This is a genomic window from Cobetia sp. MC34, assembly GCF_018340035.1.
GTDB classification, from domain to species: Bacteria; Pseudomonadota; Gammaproteobacteria; order Pseudomonadales; family Halomonadaceae; genus Cobetia; species Cobetia amphilecti.
The window spans coordinates 16,000-39,186 of sequence record NZ_JADPPY010000031.1 but is presented as its reverse complement, the minus strand read 5'-3'; the positions used below and the strand labels follow the sequence as shown (position 1 = coordinate 39,186).

24 protein-coding genes and 1 riboswitch are annotated in these 23,187 nt (G+C 62.2%); of the genes, 14 read left to right on the top strand and 10 right to left on the bottom strand.

From position 1 onward, the window contains the following. The 6 genes from IZU87_RS14080 to IZU87_RS14055 all read right to left on the bottom strand — a co-directional run. Positions 1-123: transposase (locus IZU87_RS14080; protein WP_213114934.1), on the bottom strand; the 123-nt coding region annotated here is incomplete at its 3' end. Between the two features lie 26 nt (positions 124-149). Next, the gene (locus IZU87_RS14075; protein ID WP_213114933.1) at positions 150-548 is read right to left on the bottom strand and encodes an HAD family hydrolase; all 399 of its coding nucleotides are present in this window, start codon (positions 546-548) and stop codon (positions 150-152) included. Further along, positions 545-1,477 carry a phosphodiesterase gene (locus IZU87_RS14070; protein WP_213114932.1) on the bottom strand — a complete coding sequence of 311 codons (933 nt, stop codon included), beginning with the start codon at positions 1,475-1,477 and terminating at the stop codon, positions 545-547. Before IZU87_RS14070 ends, IZU87_RS14075 begins: the two co-directional genes overlap by 4 nt. A 183-nt stretch (positions 1,478-1,660) precedes the next feature. Continuing rightward, positions 1,661-1,828, bottom strand: a complete 168-nt coding sequence (locus IZU87_RS14065) for a hypothetical protein (protein WP_153635554.1) — start codon at positions 1,826-1,828, stop codon at positions 1,661-1,663. Between the two features lie 139 nt (positions 1,829-1,967). Beyond that, the gene (locus IZU87_RS14060) at positions 1,968-3,326 is read right to left on the bottom strand and encodes an ammonium transporter (RefSeq protein WP_213114931.1); all 1,359 of its coding nucleotides are present in this window, start codon (positions 3,324-3,326) and stop codon (positions 1,968-1,970) included. A gap of 350 nt (positions 3,327-3,676) precedes the next feature. Continuing rightward, a complete protein-coding gene (locus tag IZU87_RS14055) occupies positions 3,677-6,064 on the bottom strand; it encodes a DUF1989 domain-containing protein (RefSeq protein WP_213114930.1) in 2,388 nt (795 codons plus the stop codon). Between the two features lie 290 nt (positions 6,065-6,354). On the opposite strand from IZU87_RS14055, the gene IZU87_RS14050 reads away from it, so the two are divergent. The 8 genes from IZU87_RS14050 to IZU87_RS14015 all read left to right on the top strand — a co-directional run bounded on the left by IZU87_RS14050 (position 6,355) and on the right by IZU87_RS14015 (position 14,076). Further along, positions 6,355-7,671, top strand: coding sequence for a sensor histidine kinase (locus tag IZU87_RS14050; protein ID WP_213114929.1), 1,317 nt, complete (start codon positions 6,355-6,357; stop codon positions 7,669-7,671). Then, positions 7,668-8,639 (top strand): response regulator, encoded by a 972-nt coding sequence (locus tag IZU87_RS18065; RefSeq protein WP_213114928.1) that lies wholly within the window; start codon positions 7,668-7,670, stop codon positions 8,637-8,639. Before IZU87_RS14050 ends, IZU87_RS18065 begins: the two co-directional genes overlap by 4 nt. Then, a complete protein-coding gene (locus IZU87_RS14040; protein ID WP_213114927.1) occupies positions 8,636-9,514 on the top strand; it encodes a PAS domain-containing protein in 879 nt (292 codons plus the stop codon). Before IZU87_RS18065 ends, IZU87_RS14040 begins: the two co-directional genes overlap by 4 nt. 175 nt (positions 9,515-9,689) lie before the next feature. Beyond that, positions 9,690-11,099 (top strand): trimethylamine monooxygenase, encoded by a 1,410-nt coding sequence (locus IZU87_RS14035; RefSeq protein ID WP_213114926.1) that lies wholly within the window; start codon positions 9,690-9,692, stop codon positions 11,097-11,099. Between the two features lie 276 nt (positions 11,100-11,375). Beyond that, a complete protein-coding gene (locus IZU87_RS14030) occupies positions 11,376-11,744 on the top strand; it encodes a DMT family transporter (RefSeq protein WP_054555915.1) in 369 nt (122 codons plus the stop codon). 14 nt (positions 11,745-11,758) lie between these two features. Then, positions 11,759-12,079 carry a DMT family transporter gene (locus IZU87_RS14025; RefSeq protein ID WP_043332225.1) on the top strand — a complete coding sequence of 107 codons (321 nt, stop codon included), beginning with the start codon at positions 11,759-11,761 and terminating at the stop codon, positions 12,077-12,079. A gap of 184 nt (positions 12,080-12,263) precedes the next feature. Beyond that, positions 12,264-13,052, top strand: coding sequence for a CmcJ/NvfI family oxidoreductase (locus tag IZU87_RS14020; protein WP_213114925.1), 789 nt, complete (start codon positions 12,264-12,266; stop codon positions 13,050-13,052). Positions 13,053-13,326: 274 nt separating this feature from the next. After that, a complete protein-coding gene (locus IZU87_RS14015) occupies positions 13,327-14,076 on the top strand; it encodes a 2OG-Fe(II) oxygenase family protein (RefSeq protein ID WP_213114924.1) in 750 nt (249 codons plus the stop codon). A gap of 159 nt (positions 14,077-14,235) precedes the next feature. Here the strand turns inward: IZU87_RS14015 and IZU87_RS14010 are convergent, their stop codons facing one another. Then, positions 14,236-15,147, bottom strand: coding sequence for a LysR family transcriptional regulator (locus IZU87_RS14010; RefSeq protein WP_165873919.1), 912 nt, complete (start codon positions 15,145-15,147; stop codon positions 14,236-14,238). Between the two features lie 139 nt (positions 15,148-15,286). Here IZU87_RS14010 and IZU87_RS14005 point away from each other — a divergent pair, with 139 nt between their 5' ends. Together IZU87_RS14005 and IZU87_RS14000 are read left to right on the top strand one after the other, a co-directional pair. Next, positions 15,287-15,745 (top strand): YeeE/YedE family protein, encoded by a 459-nt coding sequence (locus IZU87_RS14005; protein ID WP_043332377.1) that lies wholly within the window; start codon positions 15,287-15,289, stop codon positions 15,743-15,745. After that, on the top strand, positions 15,742-16,155 hold the full coding sequence (locus IZU87_RS14000) for a DUF6691 family protein (RefSeq protein ID WP_043332231.1): 414 nt from the start codon (positions 15,742-15,744) through the stop codon (positions 16,153-16,155). Before IZU87_RS14005 ends, IZU87_RS14000 begins: the two co-directional genes overlap by 4 nt. A gap of 79 nt (positions 16,156-16,234) precedes the next feature. Here IZU87_RS14000 and IZU87_RS13995 read toward each other — a convergent pair whose 3' ends face one another. The 3 genes from IZU87_RS13995 to IZU87_RS13985 all read right to left on the bottom strand — a co-directional run bounded on the left by IZU87_RS13995 (position 16,235) and on the right by IZU87_RS13985 (position 18,951). Beyond that, a complete protein-coding gene (locus tag IZU87_RS13995) occupies positions 16,235-17,473 on the bottom strand; it encodes a pyridoxal phosphate-dependent aminotransferase (protein WP_213114923.1) in 1,239 nt (412 codons plus the stop codon). Between the two features lie 296 nt (positions 17,474-17,769). Beyond that, positions 17,770-18,459: a DUF6998 domain-containing protein gene (locus tag IZU87_RS13990; RefSeq protein ID WP_213114922.1), complete on the bottom strand. Its 690-nt coding sequence runs from the start codon at positions 18,457-18,459 to the stop codon at positions 17,770-17,772. Positions 18,460-18,504: 45 nt separating this feature from the next. Then, positions 18,505-18,951: a DUF6998 domain-containing protein gene (locus IZU87_RS13985; protein ID WP_200906750.1), complete on the bottom strand. Its 447-nt coding sequence runs from the start codon at positions 18,949-18,951 to the stop codon at positions 18,505-18,507. Positions 18,952-19,266: 315 nt separating this feature from the next. Further along, a riboswitch (guanidine-I (ykkC/yxkD leader) is annotated at positions 19,267-19,375 on the top strand. A 53-nt stretch (positions 19,376-19,428) separates the two neighbouring features. Between IZU87_RS13985 and IZU87_RS13980 the strand changes: the two genes are divergently transcribed. From IZU87_RS13980 to IZU87_RS13965, 4 genes are all read left to right on the top strand, one after another. After that, positions 19,429-20,577 (top strand): putative urea ABC transporter substrate-binding protein, encoded by a 1,149-nt coding sequence (locus tag IZU87_RS13980; RefSeq protein ID WP_084589283.1) that lies wholly within the window; start codon positions 19,429-19,431, stop codon positions 20,575-20,577. Between the two features lie 108 nt (positions 20,578-20,685). Next, positions 20,686-21,510 carry an ABC transporter permease gene (locus IZU87_RS13975; protein ID WP_043332237.1) on the top strand — a complete coding sequence of 275 codons (825 nt, stop codon included), beginning with the start codon at positions 20,686-20,688 and terminating at the stop codon, positions 21,508-21,510. Further along, the gene (locus IZU87_RS13970; RefSeq protein WP_213114921.1) at positions 21,507-22,370 is read left to right on the top strand and encodes an ABC transporter ATP-binding protein; all 864 of its coding nucleotides are present in this window, start codon (positions 21,507-21,509) and stop codon (positions 22,368-22,370) included. Before IZU87_RS13975 ends, IZU87_RS13970 begins: the two co-directional genes overlap by 4 nt. Beyond that, positions 22,354-23,124, top strand: a complete 771-nt coding sequence (locus IZU87_RS13965; RefSeq protein ID WP_213114920.1) for an urea amidolyase associated protein UAAP1 — start codon at positions 22,354-22,356, stop codon at positions 23,122-23,124. Before IZU87_RS13970 ends, IZU87_RS13965 begins: the two co-directional genes overlap by 17 nt. The last annotated feature ends 63 nt before the right edge of the window (positions 23,125-23,187 follow it).

The window sequence follows — 23,187 nt, the reverse complement described above, 5'->3', positions numbered from 1 at the left end:
GCGCCAGTTGTACAGTGTCGCAGCGGAGATGCCTTCTTCCTGGGCCACTTCTGCCACCGTGCGGTTGTGCGGCGGGAGCAGCTTCTTGAGGATGGCCTCCCGGCGCTCGTCGGAGTACTTCATCGGAGCCTCATCACGCCCCATATGGTTCAGAGTCTAACAGCCGCTGATACTCCAACTAGCGTGACAGTGGGGGCGGCGAGCGTGGCACGAATCATCTCGCTGTGATTGGCCGACAGCACCATGACGTCGCCCTGTTCGGCGAGTGCCGACAAGGCCTCGCGCATGCCGGTGAAGACCGCTGGCGGCGTCGCCTGGCGGGTATAGGCAAAGACATGTGCGGCAAAGCGCGCGACGGCCTCACCCGTGAAGCCCTGCACACGCGCCATCTCCTCGAAGGTCACGTTGTCCAGCGACTCCCAGCTATCGCGTTCCAGCGCGATCGTCCGCCCTTCCAGACGCGCCGCATGTGCGCAGGCCTTGAAACACAGTGTCAGGCTGTCGGCAATCACACCATCAAAATCAAAGACATATAACGCTTTGTTCATTCTTTTGCTGCCTCAGCTGCCTGCAAGGTGTTGCTCAACGGCTCGCGCTCGCGAGTCGGAATCCGCTCATCGCGCTGCAGAGCGATCAATTCATCGAGCGCCTCCAGCGACTGGGCGGCCTCGAGCGTGTCGTGGAAGAAATAGCGGCGACTGTCATCCATGTAGAGGTGCAGGTGATTGACGATCTGCTCCTCGCCTATCATCAGCACGCCATAGGCCGGCGGCTCATGACTGCCGGCGAGACAATCCGCTGCGGAGACCAGGTCCAGCCCGACCTGATGATTGACGCCCGGCAGGGTCGAGAACGAGAGCCCCCGCCAGACACCGCTGGCCGGACGATGCACATGCCCGAACAGCAAGTGCTCGACATTGCCATGCCGCTGGATCACGTCATGCAGCGCCTGTGAATTCTGCAAGCGGATGTCGTCCATATAGCGGATACCGAGGGCCATGGGCGGATGATGCAGCGCCAGCAGGATACGGCGATCGTGATGCGCAGCCAGACAGGCATCCAGCCACGCCAGGCGGGACTCACACAGCAGACCGCCATGCTCTCCCGCGACGGCCGAATCGAGCATCACCAGCACGCAATCATCGGCGTCGGGGCCGAAGGCATGCGCATACTGCACGAAGCCTCCGTCATCACAGGGCAGCTCCGGGAAGGCGGCCTGCAGAGCCTCACGCGCATCATGATTGCCCATGCCGAGGAAATACGGCATCGACAGTTCTTCCAGTACCTCACGCAGCGCCTGGAAGGCGGCCGGCTCACCGCGATCGGTCAGGTCACCGCTGATGATCACGCCCTGAGCATCGCCGTGGTGCAGATTGATATCGGCGACGGCAGCCGCCAGCCGTGCACGTGGGTCCAGCCCGTAAAGTCGCTTGTCAGGGGCGACCAGATGGGTATCGGTCAGATGAATCAGTTTCATGCTATCGCGCGTTCCATGAGTGCCACCTTGAGGGGCCGCCATTATCAAGCTCTCAGGTGACGACTGCGTGACGCACGCCACACTCTCTTCGTGCAAAGCCAATCGGGTGCAATGGCACCTATCAAAAACGCCGCAGCGCTGAGCGCTGCGGCGTTTGATGTGCCGGTCATGATGCCCAGAGGATCACGGCGTCTTCTTGCTCTCGAAGGACGCTTTCTCGTGGCGCAGGATATTGGCGCTCAGCGCAATGCAGACGCCAGCGGCGACCAGCAGGCACACCGCCACGGCGCCAGAGTTGCTGAAGAAGAAGGCGTAGTTGCCAGCGTGTACCACAGTATCGACAGTTTCCATTGCAAGACTCCTTGCGAAAGCGGATATCGGTTGGGTCTACCAGTACTGCAATAACGGGGCCAGTCCGCACTTATCTCGACAGACCGGCCCCTTCAGGATGTGCGCCGGGACTCAGCTACCAGGGCTCAGCTACCGGGACTCAGCTGATGTCAGGACGCTTGTCCATTGGCGCCGCGACCACCCCACCGGAACGTGCCGGCACGCTGGAGCTCGTCTCGGAGGACAGGCTTTCCGGATAGGCCTTGGCCGGGACTTCGAACAGGTCCAGCCCCAGCACTTCGACATGCGGCGGCACGCGCAGCAGGTTGAACTTCTTGAGCAGATAGGCCACGCCCCAGCCCGGAATGAAGCCCGTCAGTGCCATCACCACCGCGCCGGTCAGCTGGCCGGTGAAGGAAACGTCCGGCACGCCTTCGCCGACATTCGGGAAGCCGGCCGCGAAGATACCCACCAGTACCACGCCGTAGAAGCCGCAGAAGCCATGCACCGCGAAGGCGCCGACGGAGTCATCCAGGCCACGCTTCTCGAGCAGTGCGCCGATCTTCGGCATCAGGGCGCCACCGGAGACCGCCAGCACGAAGGCCAGGCCCGGGTTGTAGAGATCCAGCCCCGCCGCGACGGTGATGATGCCGCCCAGAGCACCGGACATGGTCCAGAAGGGATCACGCGAGGACAGATAAGCACCGATCACGCCACCACCGAAGCCCATCAGGGTATTGAAGGCGAAGGCAGAAAGGTTGGTGCGATTGCCGTAGATGGTGGTCCAGCCGATGTCACCGGTGTTGAAGATGATGCAGCCACCGAGGAAGCCGAAGAAACCGACGATGATCAGCATCAGGCCGATCAACGTCATCGGCATGTTGTGCGGCGCGATCACCTGCGGCTTGCCATCGTCACTGTACTTGCCGATGCGCGCTCCCAGATTGAGCAGCACACCCAGCGCGAAGAAGCCGGCCACGGCGTGCACCACACCGGCGGCGCCGACATCGTGGTAGCCCAGCTTGTGCAGCATCCAGCCATCCGGATGCCAACCCCAGGCGCCCGCCATGATCCAGACACCGGCACCGAGAATCACCGCCAGAATCAGGAAGGCCCCCAGGCGGATGCGTTCGATCACCGCCCCCGACAGGATGGAGCCGGTGGTCGCGCCGAACAGGGCAAAGGCGGCGAAGAAGATGCCGGTGCCCATGTCATCGGCGTCCGGACGCATGCTCGCGCTCCACGGCAGAGCGGCGGAGGCCTCGATGGGGATCAGCCCGTTGGGGAAGGCGTTGTAGATCCACCAGCCCACGAAGTAGAAGGCGGGGATGATCGAGGCCAGCGTCAGCACGTTCTTCATGCCGGATGCCAACGCATTCTTGGAACGCGAGGCACCGATCTCATAGGCCAGAAAGCCTGCATGGATCAGGAACATGATGGCGGTACACCACCAATAGAACACCTCGATGTTCATCGCCTGATGCATATCCAATATGCTTTGCAACGTCTTTTCATCCATCGTCTTTTCTCCTTTACCGGAGCCTGTGGATCAGCGCGCCTCACTGTGCAAGCGGCACTGCCCGTCCGGGGGTTGTTGTTGTTTTTCAAGGGGACCTGCTGGATAAAGCAAGCGACATGCCAGATGACCCTGATTGGCCACCCTCAGCAATTCGTTGTTTTTACTGCGTCATTCTTGAAATCGAGGACTCCTCTTCAGATATGAAGCCCATGAAGCCTTCCCTGCGAGGAGGATGGGCGTTATTGAGGCATGCCGGCCACGGCATGCACCGTGAGATGACTTGCAGGGCGCTGCATATACGCAAGTCATTGCTCGCGACTCACCTCTCATTCCCCCGCCTGGCAGTGAGATCAGCTACGCACCTTGAGGCGCTCCGGGTCATGGAAGGGCAATGTCACCACCTCGGCGGCGAGGCGCTTCTGATGGCCATCCAGCTGGCCGATCTCAAGCTGGGTTCCCGGGCTTGCGAAGTCCGGTGCCAGGCGGCACATCGCGATGGAGCGATCGAGCAGCGGCGACTGGGTGGCACTGGTGACCACGCCCACCGGATAGCGGCCGTGGTAGACGAGGTCGCCATGGCTGACCAGCTCGCTGCTGTGCATCTTCAGGCCCATCACGCGATGCCGTGATTCCGGCGCCTCGCGTTGCAGCGCTGCCCGCCCGACGAAATCATCCTCCTTGCTCCTCATCGGCACGGTGAAGCCGATGCCCGCCTCATAGGGGGAGGTCTGCGGGCAGAATTCATGACCGGCGAAGATCAGCCCCGCCTCGATTCTCAGCATGTCGAGGGCATCCAGTCCCAGCGGCGCGATGCCATGGGGCTCACCCGCCGCCCAGATCGCCTCCCACACGGCCGGGGCGTCCTTGGGATGGCACCAGATTTCATAACCGAGCTCGCCGGTATAGCCGGTACGCGACACCATCAGCGGAATGCCATCCGGCCCCGACAGACGACCGATCATGAAGCGGAACCAGCCCAGCCCCTGAACGTCTGGCTGGGTACGCGCATTCCAGATCAGCGGCGCCAGCACCTCGCGGCTCTTCGGGCCCTGCAGCGCGACGTTGTGCAGCTGATGAGTGGAGTCACGCACCGTGACGCGATAGCCCTGGCGCTGGGCAAGCTCCCTGAGCCACTGGCCGCTGGCCGGGTCACCGCAGATCCAGCGGAAGGTCTGCTCGCCCATGCGGAACAAGGTGCCGTCATCGAGCATGCCGCCGGTTTCCTGACACATGGCCGAGTACACCACCTCGCCGATGGAGAGCCGTCGTACATTGCGGGTCAATGCGTATTGCAGCAGGCGTTCGGCATCGGGACCGGCGACCTCGAACTTGCGCAGCGCCGAAAGATCCATCATCGCGACCCGCTCGCGGCAGGCCAGATATTCGGCCCGCGCGCCCCATCCTTCGTAATGCGTGGCCAGCCAGTAGCCGTGGTAGTCGATGAACTGCTTGGTCAAGGCGGAGGTGCAGGGATGAAAGGCGGTGGGCAGTGTCATGCGCGGCAATTCCTCGGGCCGATTGCGATAGGCGATCCCACGGGGGAAATCATGTTCAGCGGCGTAGATGCGCACCTGGATATCGGTCGGCACCCAGCCATTGGCGGCGTCGATGTCATCCGGACAGGCCGATGAGGCGCAGATGAGGTCACGGTCGGCGCGCAGCAGTACGTAATCGCCGGGACGCGACCAGGGCTCGTCCACCGCCAGGGTGCCGCAGGGCTCTACATAGGCATTGAAGAAGAAGTTGATCGCCGGCCAGCTGGCACGCTGTTGAATGCCATGCGACGCCGACAGGGCATTGTTGAAATTGATCGTGCAGCTATCGTGGCCGAAGTAGCCGTGGTGTTCGTAATACTGCGGCGAACAGGCGAGCATGAAGCTGTCATGGCGCCCCACCGTGTCCTGCACCACTTCCAGCATCGGATGCAGATGCTGATCGAAGAACACCGAATAGAGCCCCGGATTGGGCATGCAATGACCGGACAGGCTGCGCGTGGCGCCGGCGTCCAGCCCCAGCTCTTTACCCTGCGCCCAGGCATTGGCATCGAAGGCCACGAAATCGGAGCACTGACGACCCGCCACATCGATGATCTGGATCCACTCGCCCTGCTTGACCTCATAGACCTCGACCGTGCCCGCCGAGACTCTCGTCTCCTGCTTGATCGGCGCCAAGGGCGCTGGCAGCTGCTCCTGCCCCACCAGCCCCTCGCAGAAGTGCGAGACCTCAAGCTCGGTGGCCAGATGCTTGCCATCGAGCTGCATGTCATCACCGGGGGCCAGCAGAATCAGGCGCGCGGCAGGCGCTTCACGCGGCCAGCGAATCTCGGCCGGCAACCCGGCCACTGACAAGCGCTGCCACTGCGACAGTGGCACCTGCGCGACTCCCAGCGCTGCCAGACGCTGCTGGGTGAACGGGCTTCGTGCCTGCTCGGCCTTACCCTCTTCTGCCCCTTGTGGCTGGCTGGCAAAGGCATGTTCTTCCAGACAGGTGATGCTGGCGTAGCGCGCGAGTGTCAGTCCATCGACTGCGTCTGCCCCTCCAACTTCTGCCGCCCCGTGCTGTCCCTCCCGGCCCCCTGATGGCAATAGCAGCCACTCGCAGGCCTGGGCACCATCGACGGATGACACCTGCACGCTGTCCCCCGGCGACAGCTCAAGCGCCAGCGCATCCAGCCCGGGTATTCGATAACGATACGGCTGGCACGGCGTGGCAGCGGGTATCTCGACTGCAAGCTCCATCGTGGTGATACCTCTTGTGGTCATGGCAAGTGGGTTCGGCGTTGCACGCGTGATGGGACGAAGCCGCGCCCCGATGTGCCTGGATGGTGCATGTTCCCTTCTGTGACGCACCACGTTCTTCATGGTTAATTAAATTTACTCACAGTGGAGATCGCGACAATCCATCAAGAGAGGTACCCATGAAGGGGTAAGCCGTTCACTGGCATGAAGCTTGCTCATCAAGCTTGCTGACGCGACATCGCAAGCCCGAAGAAAGAACCCCGAAGCAGGAAGTAGAGAGAGGAGCTCGCATGCAAGTCATTCTCGGCGCAGGGAAGGAAGGCAAGGTGCCTGCTGCACGAACGGCGGCCGCCCTGGATGATGTACGCCGCGCCGACGACCCACTGCACTCCTCCCCCGGCGATACGAGGCGCGAGACGCCAAAGCTCGACGCCATCACCCTGCGCATCGCCACCTGCGCTGACCTCACGGAGACGCTGCCATCATTGCTGGGAGAGCTGCTGCGAGAGCTTTGGGGAGAACTTCAGGGAGAGTGGATGGACTTACTGAACCAGCAGATTGCCGGCACTCAGGCTTGCTCACGTCCTGTCGAGAGCTGCGTGCTGCATCGCGGGGTCGATCAGCAACGCCATGAAGTGATCGCGCCGGCTGGCCTCGCCCTGCCCGCAAAGACGCGTCAGACCCTGCAGGAGATCGTCAGCCAGATCGCCCACGATGCGCACGCAAGCCGCCAGCCGTTAGCTGTCTCGGGCAGGCCCCACGGGGTGTTGATCGCCCTCACCCACACCACTGACAGCCAGGCGACAGGCGATGACTGGTTGTGGCTTGGAGAGCCGGCCGCCGCAGCCCTCGAATCGAGGCTCGCGAGCGCCGCCATCGATGCTCTGAGTCGTGGCCTGGCACTGCATCAGCAGCAACAGGCGCGTCACGCCGAAGACAGGAAGGCAGCGGTGGCGCAGGCGCTGAAGAACGAACGCCGACATCTGGCGGCGGAACTGCACGACACCCTCGCCCAGGAATTGAGTTATCTGCAGATGCAGAGCGCACGCCTGACTCGCGCCGCTCGTCATGCGCCACAGGAAGTGCAGGCACTGGCCGAGGACGTGCATACCCAGGCCCGGCGCGCCTTGCGCCAGACCCGGGAACTGATCAACGGCGCGCACGCCACCTGGGGAGACGCGCCGCTGGCCTGTGTGCTGGATAACTTGATCGAGGAATTCGAGACACGCTCGGGGCTGGTGTTCGAGCTCGACAATCGCATCCAGTCGCTGCACCTCCCCGATGCCCAGGCCCTGCAGGTGATGTTCATCGTGCGTGAAGCGATGACCAACAGCGTGCGCCATGCCCAGGCCAGCCACCTGCGCCTGCAATTGCTCTATCAGTCTTCAGGGCCTCATCAATCTTCAGGGCCTCAGCCGGCGGAGCGGGTGTTGCTGACCATCGAGGACAACGGCTGCGGCTTTGACCCCGCCGACATCGCCCCCGCCCATTTCGGACTGGGCATCATGCAGGATCGCGCACGCCAGCTCGGGGCCGACTTTGCCATCACCCAACCCCGCCAGGGCGGTACCCGCGTGACACTGAGCTGGGAGCGCCACGACACATGACCGTGACTCGCCAGATGTCCTCGACACACCAGACACCCTCGACACCCCCGACACGAGTCGTGCTCGTCGACGACCATCCGCTGTTTCGGCGCGGGCTGGCTGAGCTTTTGAGTGAAGGTGGCCTGTTCGAGGTCGTGGCCGACTTCGATGACGGCACCGATCTGCTTGACGCCCTGCCCACCCTCGCCCCGGAGCTGGTGATCGTCGACTGGCAGATGCCGCAGCTCGATGGCCTGACCCTGATGCGCCATCTCAAGCAGCGTGATGCCACCCTCAGGGTAGTGCTGCTGACCGCCTCCGATGACAGCCGCCACCTGTTGGATGCCATCCAGCAAGGGGCGGATGGCTACCTGATGAAGGACACCGACCCCGAACGCATTCTCGAGCGCCTGCAGGCCGTGGTCGACGGCAAGCTGGGGCTGGAAGAAGAGACCTTGCTGCTGCTCGCCCGGCGTCTGCAGCAGGACCACCGCCAGCGCGAACAACACTCGCAAGCACAGACGCATAAACAACAGCATAAACAGCAGCAGGAGCGGGAGCAGACTGAGGCGCCGCCAGCCGCGGCGAAGCCCTCTGCTGGCTCCACGCTCGACGGGGCCGCCGCTCTCGACCGACCCACGACACCTGACCGACACACGACACCTGACTGGCCCAAGACACCTGAATTGCCCAAGGCACCTGACTGGTACGAAGGCCTGACCGAGCGTGAACGCGACACCCTCAAATGGATCGGGCGCGGCCTCAGCAACAAGCTGATTGCCCGCGAGCTGGGCATCAGTGACAGCACGGTGAAGGTCTACGTCAAGAATCTGCTGCGCAAGCTGAACCTGCATTCGCGACTGGAGCTGGCCGCCTGGGTCTACGCTCACCCGCTGACGCCCGCGAGCGATGCCAGCCGAGCGCCCGCCGCGGACGCGACAGGTGCCGAAACGGATACGACCCGGGCCAAAAAGGAGAGCCTGCGATGATGCGCTTTCTCGAACAGTTCGCCTCCGCCTCGATTGCCTCACCCGCCTCGACTGCCTCGCCCTTCAGCGCCCAGGCGATTCTCGATGGGCTGAGTGATGCCGTGCTGGTGGTGGATGCCGACAGTACCCTGCTGTATGCCTCGCGCGGCTGGCAATCCCTGAGCGGACACGAAACGCGCGACCCACGGGAAGACATGCCAACCGCCACTCGGGCGGACGGGCACGGCACGGCAGCGCAGCGCCTGCGCGATGCCCTGCACCCCGCGGATCAATCGCGCTGGGACATGCTCGCCCGCCACGTTTCGCGCCGCGAACGCCCTGACTGCTGGCGATTGCGCATCATGGGGGCGGACCACCACTATCGCTGGTGTGAAGTGCGCAGCCAGTCGCTCTCGCTGGCCTCGCCCTGGCCCGCCACGCTCACCCTGCATGACATCAGCGAGCGCGTGCAGCAGGAGCAGATCGACGCCGCCAACCTGCGCAGCCTGACGCGGCTGATCAAGGGGCTGCCCGCGATGGTCTATCGTGCGCGCAACAACCGCCACTGGTCGATGGAATACATCAGTGACGGCTGCCTGGCCATCACCGGCCTCAGCCCCCAGCAACTGCTCGATCATCCCTCCCTTACCTACGGCGAGATGATCCATCCCGAAGATGCCGACCGCGTGTGGGATCAGGTGCAGGCAGCCCTTGAGGCCCGCACCCCCTTCACCCTTGCCTACCGCATTCGCCATCGCGACGGCGAGGTCATCCGGGTGCAGGAAAAGGGCCATGGCATCTATTCACCGGATGGCACGCCCTTGGCGGTGGAGGGCATCATCTTCGCCGTCGACACCTCGGCTATTCCAGGCGTACCGCCATCGACTGACGCATGAAATGAGACATGAACTGAGACATGAACTGATGTACCCCTTTATGGCTACCCTTTCCGAGCAATGTGCAGCCGGAGCACATCTCGCTAGCCTGTTTCGTTGTCAGTGTTTCACGACGTCACCACGTCCTGAAGCCTCGGATAACGCATGAAGACACAACAAGAACAGGAAGGTATCCATGACCCAACGTATCGCGATCATCGGTGCAGGACCCAGTGGCCTGGCTCAATTGCGTGCCTTTCAATCCGCCGCCGACAAGGGCATCGAGATTCCCGAGATTGTCTGTTACGAAAAGCAGGATGACTGGGGCGGTCTGTGGAATTACAGCTGGCGTACCGGACTGGATGCCCACGGCGAGCCGGTCCACGGCAGCATGTATCGCTACCTCTGGTCGAATGGCCCCAAGGAATGTCTCGAATTCGCCGACTACTCCTTTGAAGAACATTTCGGGCGCCCTATCGCCTCCTATCCGCCGCGCGCGGTGCTGTTCGACTACATCAAGGGTCGCGTCGAGAAGGCCGGCGTGCGCAAGTACATCCGCTTCGGTTGCCCGGTGCGCCAGGTCACCTTCGATGATGCCAGCCAGCAATTCACGGTCAGCGTGCATGACCAGGCGCTCGATCTGGTGACCAGCGAAAGATTCGATCACGTCATCGTGGCCTCCGGGCATTTCTCGACGCCCAATGTGCCGGAATTCCCCGGTTTCTCGAGCTTCAATGGCCGCATTCTGCATGCCCATGACTTCCGTGATGCACTGGAATTCAAGGGCAAGGACCTGCTGTTGCTCGGCAGCAGCTATTCCGCCGAGGACATCGGCTCGCAGTGCTACAAGTATGGTGCGCGCAGCATCACCACCAGCTATCGCACCGCCCCGATGGGCTTCAAATGGCCGGACAACTGGGAAGAGAAGCCGCTGCTGGTGAAGGTCGATCGCGATACCGCCTACTTCAGTGACGGCAGCCACAAGCGCGTCGATGCCATCATCCTGTGCACCGGCTATCTGCACCACTTCCCGTTCCTCGAGGAGTCGCTGCGCCTCAAGACCCAGAACCGCATGTGGCCGCTGGGGCTCTACAAGGGGGTGGCGTGGGAAGAGAATCCGCGCCTGTTCTATCTCGGCATGCAGGACCAGTGGTACACCTTCAACATGTTCGATGCCCAAGCCTGGTGGGTGCGTGATGCGATTCTCGGCACCCTGCCCCTGCCGTCATTGGACGCGATGCGTGCAGACAGTCTGGCGTGGCGGGCCCGCGAGGAAACGCTGGAAAGTGATGAGGACATGATTCTTTTCCAGGGCGATTACGTGAAATCGCTGATCGAGGAGACCGACTACCCGAGCTTCGATATCGATGGCGTGAATCGTACCTTCCTGGAATGGGAGCATCACAAGCACGAGAACATCATGACCTTCCGCGATCACGGCTATCGCTCCTTGATGACCGGCACCCTAGCGCCCAGGCATCACACGCCGTGGCTGGAGGCGATGGATGACTCGCTGGAAGCCTATCTGGCCCAACCTGCCGAGGCCGCGACACCACTCAACGAGGAGTCAGCTGCTCAGGCGACGACCACGCCGCTGGCCTCCTGACGCTCCTGGTCACCTGGGCTCGTGTTCAAAGGGGCTTCTGGTCTCAGGGGTTCGTGTTGACAGGGGCTCTGGCCAAACAAGGCTGCACGAACGACTTGCCAGGCAGCAGGTGGAGGGACAACAGGCGGAGGGGCTCCCTCCGCCTTTTCCTGCATCAAAACATCAACAAAAACTCATATAGACTGGTATTGGTTGTTGGATATTGATGAAACGCAGGTCTCTCACAGGTGATGAAACACCGCATTTCCCGACACCCCACAAGGACACCCGATCACCATGCGCATCACGCTCTACTTCCTGATCTCGACCCTGTGCGAAATCGGCTGGGCCACGGGCCTGAAGGTCGCCGACAGTCCGCTTGAATGGGCACTGACGGTGCTGCTGGTCATCATCAGCCTGAGTCTGGTCACCCAGATCGCCAAGACACTGCCTGCCAGCACCACCTACGCCATCTTCGTCGGCCTGGGCACGGTGGGGACGGTGGTGGCTGACCTGCTGTTCTTCGATCTCGAATTCCAGTGGTCCACGCTGGGCTTCGTGGTGCTGATGCTGATCGGCATCATCGTGCTCAAGACGGCCCCCAGCGCACCTGCCGACAAGCAGCCTCGCGCGAGTGCCACACCGCAGACCACCTTCAGTGAATGACCAGGAGTGACGCCATGGATTGGGTCTATCTGATCGCCGCCGGCTGCTGTGAAGTCGTCGGCGTCACCGGTTTCAACCAGTACGCCAATCAGCACCGCCGCATGGGCGTGTTGCTGGTCGCGCTGGGCTTCAGCTCCTCCTTGAGCCTGCTGTATCTGGCCATGGACACCATCAGTCTGGGCATCGCCTATGCCGTGTTCTCCGGCATCGGGACCGTGGTCAGCGCCATCATCGGCGTGCTGTTCTGGCGCGAGCACTTCTCGTTTCGCCGCATGGCCTGCATCGGCGTCATCGTGCTGTCCATCGCCGGTCTGCACCTGTCCGGCGGGCATTGAGGGTCGGTCGGCGGTTGATTATTGCCATTTGTGCAACAACCAATTGCCGACCGGCGCCTTTTTCTGCCCGCGCCAGTGCACTAGCCTCGTGAACCAGCCTCCTGGACTCGGCACCGCAGGCACCCGCCTGAGTGCCTGTCCCTGCGGCATCCTCTGACAACCCATCGTGAAGGAGGTCTCGTTCATGTCAGCGCCCGTCCCTACCCGCATGGCGTTCGTCAATTATCAGCTCGACTGCCCGGAAGGCCTGCAGATCAAGGTGGACCCGAACGGCGAGACCGGTCGCCGCATCGAGCCGGAGCATGACCGCCGCGGTGTCAGGCTGCAGGACCTGCGCGCCACACCGCCCAGCTTCGCCTGCCAGGGGCTGCTGTTTCTCGACACGCCCGAACTTGCCGTCGATGTGCGCGATGCCAAGGTGCGCGATCGCCTGCACACACCGGCCATCGAGGCATTGCTCAAGCAGCAGCTCGGCGTCAGTGAAGTGCAGGTGTTCGACCACACCCTGCGCGGCTTCGAGGGTGAGCGCGTGCCGGCGAAGCATGTGCATGTCGACTACTCGCCGCGCTCTGGCCCGCAGCGCGTACGCGATCTGCTCCCGCCCGAGCAGGCGGAGCAGTGGCTGAGCGGCCACTACGGCATCGTCAATGTCTGGCAGCCGGTCGAGCAGGCCGTCGCACGTGACCCGCTGGCCTTCGCCGATACCCAGAGCGTGGAACACGAGGACTGGGTCAACATCGATATCCTCTATCCGGACCGCTGCGGCCAGATTCAGGGCCTCGTGCACAATCCGGCTCACCGCTGGTACTTCGCCTCACAGATGCGTCCCGACGAAGCCATCGTCTTCAATGCCTTCGACAGCGCCGGCAAGCCACCGGTCGCGCATACCGCGGCCGAGCTGCTCGATACGCCCGACGATGCGCCGACACGCACCAGTCTCGAGACGCGGGTATTGGTCCGCTATCCCGACTGAGGTGTCACGACCGCTGGTTGAAAACGGCTGGTCGGTGGCGGCTGGTTGAAAATGACTGGTTGGTGGCGGCTGAGCGCCGCGGTCGAGATGGCAGACACCTGGCCCATCCGGGTAGCTGCCCCTCTCTCGCCCCTCTCCCGCCGCTCTCACGCCCCTATCGGCACTCGCCGCCAGATGACCGTCGTCCAGACCTCCCTCCTTGCAGGCCTGGCGGCCACCGCTTGGCGGCCACCACGTTCTCGTCACACATTCTTCGTCATTCAGGAGCTTTGCCATGGGCTTGTCTTTCCATGTCGTCCGCCACGAACGCGGCTTCTCTCCCACGCCCCTGCCCATCTGGACCGACAACGGCGACGTGTCTGATCTCTTCGAGGCCGACGCGGCGCCAGAGGTAGTCCGTCAGGAAGTCGAGGGTGTCCCGGGTGCCTTCCAGCTGCTCAATGTGCTGACACCCGCCGAGGCCGACAACTTCGTCGCCGCCCTGGAAGAAATGGGCTTCGAGGAAGATGCGCCCGTCTCCCTGCCGCGTTCGGTACGCCACAACCACAACGTCAACTGGGTCGTCAGTGAAGCGGTCGATCAGGTCATCTGGCAGCGTTCGGCGCCGCTGGTGACCGAGCAGATCCAGGGCGAAGGCGCCAAGGGCATCAATGCGCGCTTTCGCGTCTATCGCTACGAGGCCGGCGACTTCTTCAAGCCGCACACCGATGGTGCCTGGCCGGGCAGTCGCGTCATCAATGGCGAGATCGTCCAGGACGCCTATCCGGGCCTGATGAGCCAGTACACCTTCCTCATCTTCCTGAGCGATGGTTATACCGGCGGGCGCACCGAGTTTCTGGTCAGCCGTCGCGACCCCGGCAAGCCGGCCCAGTCGCAGGATGATATCCAGAAGGTCTCGGTCTCCACGCCCAAGGGTGGCGTACTATGCTTCCCGCATGGCTCGCACCCGCAGCACTGCGTGCATGCCGGAGAGCCGATCCGCGACGGTGCCAAGTACATCATCCGCAGCGATATCCTCTACTGATGGCTGCCTGAGCAGCAGCAGTGGCCAGGCGCCGCTTGGCAGGTACCGCCTGGTAGATGCCGCTTGATAAGTACCAAGCGCGCAGTCTGAAAACACGAAGGGCCCGATCTCTCGAGGCCGGGCCCTTCGTGTTTTCCTGCGTGCCATTCACAGGGCTTGTCAGCAGGACAGCCGCTCGCGGCGGGCAAGCAGGAAGTCGACCCAGGCACGTACGCGCGGGTTGTGCTGATTCTCGCGCGCGAAGACGACGTGGATACCGGTGTCGAAATCCGATGAGGTGACCTGAAAGTCCTCCAGCACCGGCAGCAGGCGGCCACTTGCCAGCTCTTCCCGAATGGCCCAGAGCGGCTGCACCACCACACCGGCGCCCCCCAGTGCCGCCTGGGTGAGAATGTCGGCGTTGTTGGTGCGCAGTGCGCGGGCGCGCACCGAGATGCGATGCTCTCGATCGCCCTGCACCAGCCGCCAGTGATGATTGGCGGTGGTATAGCTGAAGGTCAGCAGACGGTGCTGCTCCAGGTCCTGTGGCTGATGGATAGGCGGCTGGGCGGCGAGGTAGGACGGCGCGGCAGCCAGCACGAAGCGCTGATCACTGATATGGCGCGCGATCAGGCTCGAATCTTCCAGATGGCCGATGCGCAGGGCCACGTCGAAGTGGTCCTCGACCAGGTCCACCCGCTGGTCGCTGCTGACGATATCCAGCGCCACCTCGGGATAGCACTGCATGAACTCGCTCACCAGCGGTGCCAGATAGAGGCGTGAATAGCGCCATGGCACCGAGATGCGCAGCGGCCCCGCGACCCGCTCGCTCAGCGTCTCCAGCTCATCCTCCAGTTGGTCCACCTCGGCCAGAATGGCGCGAAAGCGGATCAGGGCGCGCTCGCCGGCCGGCGACAGCCGTACATGGCGCGTGGTGCGCACCAGCAGCGGCTCGCCCAGCTGGCGCTCCAGATGATTGACGTGACGCGTCGCCGTGGAACTGGCGATATCCAGCTCCCGCGCCGCCACATTGAAGCTCTGATGCTCCGCCACCTTGAGAAAGGTGCGCAGGCGTTGGGTCAGTTCGTTCATGGTGCTCCTGCTGTGCCCTCCATCGAAAGGTCGGCGTCCTTGTCGTACAGCCAAGCGGCCAGACAACCGGTTGGCGCTCGCCAGCCACGAGCATATCATCGACGCACCGCAGGATGACCGCGACACGAGGATGAACGACATGGACATGATAAGCAGCATGAAAGGACTCGCCGGTGGCGTCCTGATCGGTCTCTCGGCAGTGATGCTGATGGCCTTGCTGGGACGTATCGCCGGTATCAGTGGCATCACGCGCGGTGCGCTGCTGGAATCAGGCCAGGACCGCCGCTGGCGTCTCGCCTTCGTGCTCGGGTTGATCAGCGGCCCGCTGCTGCTTTTGCTGCTCAATCTTGACTGGGGCAATGTGGCCGCAAGCACGGATGCGCTGATCGGCAATCCCGCCAGCGGGGTGCTGAGCATGATGTTCGCCGGTCTGCTGGTAGGTATCGGAACAGGCATCGGCGGCGGCTGTACCAGTGGTCATGGTGTCTGCGGTATCGCGCGTCTCTCCCCCCGCTCGCTGGTGGCTACGGTGGTGTTCGTGACTGTGGCCATGCTGACGGTGTTCGTGAGCCAACATCTGCTGGGGGAGTCACCATGAAAACGGTCATCGGCTTTCTCACCGGGCTGGTCTTCAGCCTCGGGCTGACACTCAGCGGCATGACCGACCCCGCACGTGTGGTCGGCTTTCTCGACGTGGCCGGAGACTGGGACCCCACGCTGATCTTCGTGCTGGGCGGTGCCGTCATCACCACCTTCCTCGGCTATCGACTCGTCTGGCGGCGTGGCACTCCCCTGCTGGGCGAGCGCTTCCAACTGCCCACGCGCCGCGATATCGATGGCCGCCTGCTGCTCGGCGCGGCGCTGTTCGGTATCGGCTGGGGGCTGAGCGGCTACTGCCCCGGGCCTGCCATCGTCTCCAGCAGCGCCATGAGTCTGCCATTGGCGGGCTTTCTGGTGACGATGCTACTGGGCTGGTGGCTGGCCACCCGCCTGACGCGCAATAGCTGATCTGATAACCCCGCCTTGAAACGCAAACGCCCGCCAAATGGCGGGCGTTTGCGTCTTCCTACATGGGAGTCCGTCACGACTAGACGATGCCCTTGGCCTTCATTTCGCGCAGCACGGCAGCGACATAGTGCATCTCCTCCGGCGTGCCGAGTGACATGCGACACCAGCCATCCGCCGGCGGGAAGGCACGCCCGATCAGCACGTGTCGTTCCTTCATCGCGGTCTGGAATTCCTTCAGCGGCCTGGAGATACGGTGGAAGACGAAGTTGGTCTGCCCCGGCAGATACTCCCAGCCCAGCTCGTCGAGCGTCGCCGTGAAGATGGCGCGCGCTTCATCGTTGCTCTGCTTGCTGTGGACCAGAAACTCCGGTGACTGCATGGAGGCCGTCGCCGCCATCACGCCAGGATATGACAGCGTCATGGCATCGTCTTCGACATAGTGGGAGACATGCTCGAGACGATCGACATCGCTGACGGCGTAGCCGACACGCAGGCCAGCCATGGCGTGAATCTTGGAGAAGGTCTTCAGCAGCAGGATGTTCTTGGCGCCACCAGCAATCAGATGATCGGCGGAGCGGAAGGCAGGGTCATTGACGAATTCGGCATAGGCTTCATCGATGATGAACAGCGTATCGTCGCGGCTGTCGTTGACCCAGGCCTCCAGTTCATCACTGGAAATGATGGTCGAGGTCGGGTTGTTGGGGTTCACCAGATAGACGATGGAGGGGCCGGAGTGGTCGGCCACGGCCTGCTTCATGTCGGAAATCTTGAATGACCAGTCCTCGCGCGAGGACGGCACCTTGCGAATGGCGAGGTCATAGAAGCCGGCATACAGGGCGCCATCGCCATAAGTCAGCTCGGGAATCACCAGCTGGGTATCGGGAGTCGCATGGGCCAGCACACTGGCACGGATCGCATCGGAGGAGCCCGGCGTGAACAGAATGCTCTCGCTCGGCACCTTGTGATGAGTCGCCACCAGGGACTGCAATTTGCCCAGATGGGCGAAGGGATACCGATTGGAATGCGGGATGGATGCCGCTGCGGCACGCTGTGCAGACGGTGCCATACCCAGCGCATTCTCGTTGTAGTTGAGCCGCACCGGAGACTTGGCGGAAGGCTTGAGCACCGCCGCCGCAGGTGCCGTCTCCTTGGCCAAGGCACTGGGAATCCCCGGCAGGAACTGACCCAACGCCGCCCCGGCAATTGCCGCCCCACTCATGCCCAGGAAACCACGACGCGAACGCGATGATGGAGAGCCCTTCTCAACCGCCTGAACCACAGAAGACTCCTGCAGATCCTTCTCGACTACGTCTGTCATCGTGTGTCCTTTGTCTATCGCTGCTGCCCTTCCCCCTCGTGTGAAGCCACACGGGCAATCGGGAGCAAGCCGTTGTTTTTGTATGTGCTAATAAAGCACCACCAACGTATAAGACTTTGGTGAGAGGCACAACGAAACGACGCGCCGGATCGCGCAACCATGCGCCGCGGCAAGGGCAACCCCTCGGGGAAGTCGCGCACTGCATTGTGAGCGCTCGGTAAAGCAGATAAATAAACTGCTCATGACACGAAGACGCCGGCCATTGGCCGGCGTCTTGAATCCCATTCAAAGCTGAATCATCCAGTAGATTCCTGAGCAATCTCCCTGATGACCAGGCTACCCAGCTGACGAGTGTTGTGCGGATTGCCGTTGCCATTCACCAGCGGCAGATTCAACTGTTTTGCCAATTCACGCAGCACTGGCTGAACAGGGCTCACTGACTGCATCCCCTGACCATCATCACGCTCGACTTCGATGCTGCCGTTCTCAAGCTCACGAACAAGACAAGACGCGAACATGACTTCACGCACGGCTTTCAGCTCGCTGCGTGGCTTCGTAGTCTTGGCCAATCGAGACAACGAGATACTCTGCTTGCCCGCGCGCTCCGGCGACATCAGCGACCGGGCCTCTTCCACTGTGGCATCCAGCAACTTCTCGATCTGCATCTCTTCTGTATTGATACGCAGGATGATGATGCGCTCCACTTCATCCAACGAACGGGGATTGAAAGCAACATTGCCCCCACCGCCCATCATCGCAGTGGTTTTGACCGAGATTCGCTCACCGTCACCGCTTACCACGTCATAGCCGCGCTGATTCACCTCGGTCGCCATCTGACCATTGGTGATCAATGCAGCGTAAAGCTCACCAATGCGTCCGCAAAGATGACGTAGCTCAGTCGGCGGCACGCCCCAGTTCAGTTCTCGCTCGAACCAGGCCATTGCCTCACCCAAGGATTGGATGATCTGCATCTGTGAAAGTGCCATGATCAACTACTCATAGAAGGTTTACATATGCATAATGCATTTATATTACGGCCTTATACGCTCTTCAAAACGGACTGACTTGTTCATCACTTTCAGTTTTGCAAGAGAAATCTGAAACTGCCCGTTACTAGGTAATTTCTTTTCAGAAAACTGCTGCCAGACTAATGACCCAGGGCCATTATAGATTTCTTCAAAGCTACCATCGGGTAAAATCTTGATCACAATTGCATGCTCGGGCTCACTGCGAAATGCAACCGATTTCGCTTGTGTTGCCTTGATTTCGATCTTGGTACCGCACTTGGCGATAGCGTCATACCCTTTGTTGGAAGCAGTCAAAAGCTCTAGATCATATGCATTGGCAACTAGACACTCTCCTAGACTCCCTACCATATGGCCATCCGGAGTGAAATGTCGCCCGGGGAACATTTCTTCCAGCTCATTAACAATATTATATAAGTCGCCTACCAAGCTTTTGAGTTTATTTTTATCCACAATTTAGTCATCAATTATCCAAGGTAATCACATATTATCTTTACCATATTTTGAAAACAACCAATTGTGTATTAAAAATATCTCTGGATTTCTCTCTCACTGGTCACTGGATAGCACTCACTCTCGACTGACTTCACCAAGGTGCAAGAGACGGAGAAATTCATCAAATTGGTGCAGCGTACGCTTTCGATATGCATATCCATGCTGCATGAAATCTTATATAGCATTGTTTTATATGAAGAAATTCTCTCCGGCACACTTCCTGCTAGACATTCACCGAGGCACCGATAGGCATACAACAATCGAAAATCTACACCAATGGAGCGCTAGGGTTCCGGTGACTGGCTGATAGCCGTCACGACTGGTCCGAGAGCACTCGACCTCCAAGCTGGGGGTTACACGGCGGGACAAAAGCCCGGGAGACGCAAAGCCTGTAAAGGTCGGCGCCTCTCACTTTTTCCGCCGGAGATAACGACAATGACCCAGCTCACTCGCCTTTCCCAGTCCGCGACTTCCCCCTCGGATGCCAGCGCCCAGGTGTCATCCGCTGCTGTCTCATCTGCTTCATCCGCCGTTTCCCGAAACGCTTCCAGACGTGCTGCGCTGGCCGGCGCCCTGCTGCTTGGCGCATCGCTGAGCCCGCAGGCCATGGCGCAGGATTCCTTCAGCGTGTGCTGGTCGGTGTATGCCGGCTGGATGCCGTGGGAATACGCGGACACCCAGGGCATCGTCGACAAGTGGGCCAGGAAGTACGACATCAATATCGATGTGGTGCAGGTCAACGATTACGTCGAGTCCATCAATCAGTACACCTCCGGCAATGTCGATGGCTGCGCCATGACCAACATGGACGCCCTCACCCTCCCCGCCGCCAGCAGCGTCGATTCCACCGCGCTGATTCTGGGCGACTACTCCGATGGCAATGACGGCGTGATGGTCCGCGATGGCGATTCCATCGAGTCCCTGAAGGACCGCGAGGTCAATCTGGTGCAGTTCAGCGTCTCCCACTACCTGCTGGCACGCGCGCTGGACAGCGTCGGCATGAGCGAGCGCGATCTCACCACCACCAATACCGGCGATGCCGACATCGTGGCGCTGGCCAGCAACACCGACACCCAGGCGGTGGTGACCTGGAACCCGCAGCTGGCCACGCTCAAGGAGATGCCCGGCTACACCGAAGTCTTCAACTCCAGCGACATCCCCGGCGAGATTCTCGACCTGATGGTCGTCAATACCCAGACGCTGAAGGACAACCCGGACTTCGGCCACGCACTGGTCGGTGCCTGGTATGAGGTGATGGAGAAGATGAAGGCCGGTGACGAAGCCGCCCTCTCCCAGATGGCCGATGCCGCCGGCACCGACCTCGCCGGCTATCAGTCCCAGCTGGCCGCGACCCACATGTACTACACCCCCGCCGAGGCCGTGGCCGCCTTCAATGCGCCGAGTCTCAAGGACACCATGCAGCACATCGCCGACTTCAGCTTCGCGCAGGGCCTGTTGGGCGAAGGCGCCCCGGATGCCGGCTTCATCGGTATCGAGACCCCCGCCGGCGTCATCGGCAATGAAGGCAACGTGATGCTGCGCTTCGACCCGAGCTACACCGCCGCACTGGCCGACAGCCAGTAACGCCACGCGGTGGATGCCGCACACGCTCCGCGGGGCAGCCTGCCTCGCGGAACGTGAACCGACCGCCTCCCTCGACCGCACCCTCGTTCGCACCCGTGGAGCCCGCGCATGAAACGCCTGATCAATCTGACACCCTCCCGTGGTGGCCGCTGGCTGCTCGGTGGCCTGCCCTTCGCGCTGCTGGCCATCCTTTACATCGTGCAGTCCAACCAGCGACTGCTCGACAACCCGAATGACCGCCTGCTGCCGTCCTTCGCCGCCATGGGCGAGTCGTTCTCGCGACTGGCCACCGAGGTCAACGTGCGCACCGGCGATCTGCCGCTGTGGACCGACACCTTCGCCAGTCTCGAACGCCTGCTGGCCGGCGTGCTGATCAGTGCGCTGATCGGCCTGACCGTCGGCCTGCTCACCGGTGGCCTGCCGCTGCTGCGCGCCAAGCTGTCACCACTGATTACCGTGCTGTCCCTGATTCCGCCGATGGCGATTCTGCCGATCCTGTTCATCGCCTTCGGTACCGGCGAGCTGGCCAAGATCGCGCTGATCGTCATCGGCATCACGCCCTTCCTGATTCGCGACCTGCAGAATCAGGCCCTGCGCCTGCCCGATGAGCAGCTGATCAAGGCCCAGACGCTGGGCGCCAGCTCCTGGCAGGTGCTGACCCGCGTACTGCTGCCCCAGCTGACCCCGCGCCTTCTGAGCGCCACGCGCCTGGCACTCGGCAGCGCCTGGTTGTTCCTGATCGCCGCGGAAGCCATCGCCGCCCAGGACGGCCTCGGCTACCGCATCTTCCTGGTGCGTCGCTATCTGGCGATGGACGTCATCCTGCCCTACGTGGCCTGGATCACGCTGCTGGCCTTCCTGCTCGACCGTCTGCTGGTGCTCGTCTCGACCCGCGCCTTCCCCTGGTACCACGCTGAGGAGAGCCAATCATGAGCCTGATCCACGCCAAGGGCCTCGAGAAGCACTACGGTCAGCAGGTCGTGCTGGAACGCATGAACCTGACCGTCGAGGCCGGAGAATTCATCACCCTGGTCGGCGCCTCCGGTTGCGGCAAGACCACCTTCCTCAAGCTGCTGCTGGGCACCGAGGGCGTCTCGCGCGGTGAGCTGCTGCTCGATGGCAAGCCCATCCCCGGCGAGCCGGGCCCGGACCGCGGCATCGTCTTCCAGAAGTATTCCGTCTTCCCGCACCTCACCGTGCTGGGCAACGTGATCATGGCCGAGGAGCTGGCACGTGCCCCGCTGACCGGCAAGCTGTTCGGGGCCAAGCGCCGTGAAGCCCGGGTCGCCGCCGAAGCGCGTCTGGCGGAAGTCGGCCTGTCCCACGCACTGGACAAGTACCCGCATGAGCTGTCCGGCGGCATGCAGCAGCGCCTCGCCATCGCCCAGGCGCTGATGATGAAGCCGCGCATCCTGCTGCTGGATGAGCCCTTCGGCGCGCTGGACCCGGGCATCCGCAAGGACATGCACCAGCTGATCCTGCGCCTGTGGGAAGAACAGCAGCTGACCATCTTCATGATCACCCATGACCTCAAGGAAGCCTTCGAGCTGGGCTCGCGCGTCTGGGTGTTCGACAAGGTGCGTGTCGATGCGCAGGCCTATGGCTCGACCATCACCTATGACCTGCCCACCGAGCGCAGCAAGGCCAACACGACGTCACGCCAGCCGGGTGCTCGCCCACCAGGCTCTGACCAGACGACGCTCGAGCGCGAGCACGAAACGCTGACGACACCAGCCCACTCCGTTTCCCAAGCCACTCTCACCGGAGGCCAATTCAATGAACATACCGCTTGATGCCGCAACCGCCGCCCGCACCAGCTTTACCGCGAGCTTTACTGCAAAGTACAAGACCCATCTGCCCGGCGGCCATCACTGGTCGATGCGCATGCCGCGTGGCAGCGCGCTCAAGCTGACCGCGAGCGAGGCCAACGCCAATGTCGGCCTGGTGATGTACAACCCGCTGGATACGCTTGAGCGCCTCAATCTGCCGGATACCCTCAAGGGTCAGCACACCTTCCGCCTCACCGAAGGCCACTGCCTGTATTCCGACATGGGCCGTATCTTCGCCTCCATCATCCAGGACGATCTCGGCTGGCATGACAGCGCCAGCGGCAACCTGATGGAGCACCACTTCGCCGCCAAGGGCTGGCACAAGAAGGCCTATCAGCAAGCCTTCAATGACTTCACGCCCAGCGGCCACGACAGCCTGCTGATCGAGATGGCCAAGTACGGTCTGGGCGAGCGCGACCTGTGCGCCAACCTCAACCTGTTCTCCCGCGTGCGCGCCGATGAAGACGCCAATCTGCACTACGTCGCGGACCACTGTGCCGCCGGCAACAGCGTCACCCTGCGCTTCGAGATGGACACCCTCGTCATGCTGCACACCTGTCCGCATCCGCTGGACCCCGCCGAGGACTATCCGCTGCGCGGCGTGGACATGACCTTCGGCACCGCGACGCCGATGGATGAGCACGACGCCTGCTATCTGTCGCGCCCCGAGAATGCCCGCGCCTACGCCAACAACCAGCTCTATCACCTGGCGGGCTGAGGCGTCCCCCGACAGCAGACGGAGGCCACGCCGACTGGCTCGTGGCAACTGGAAACGACGCCC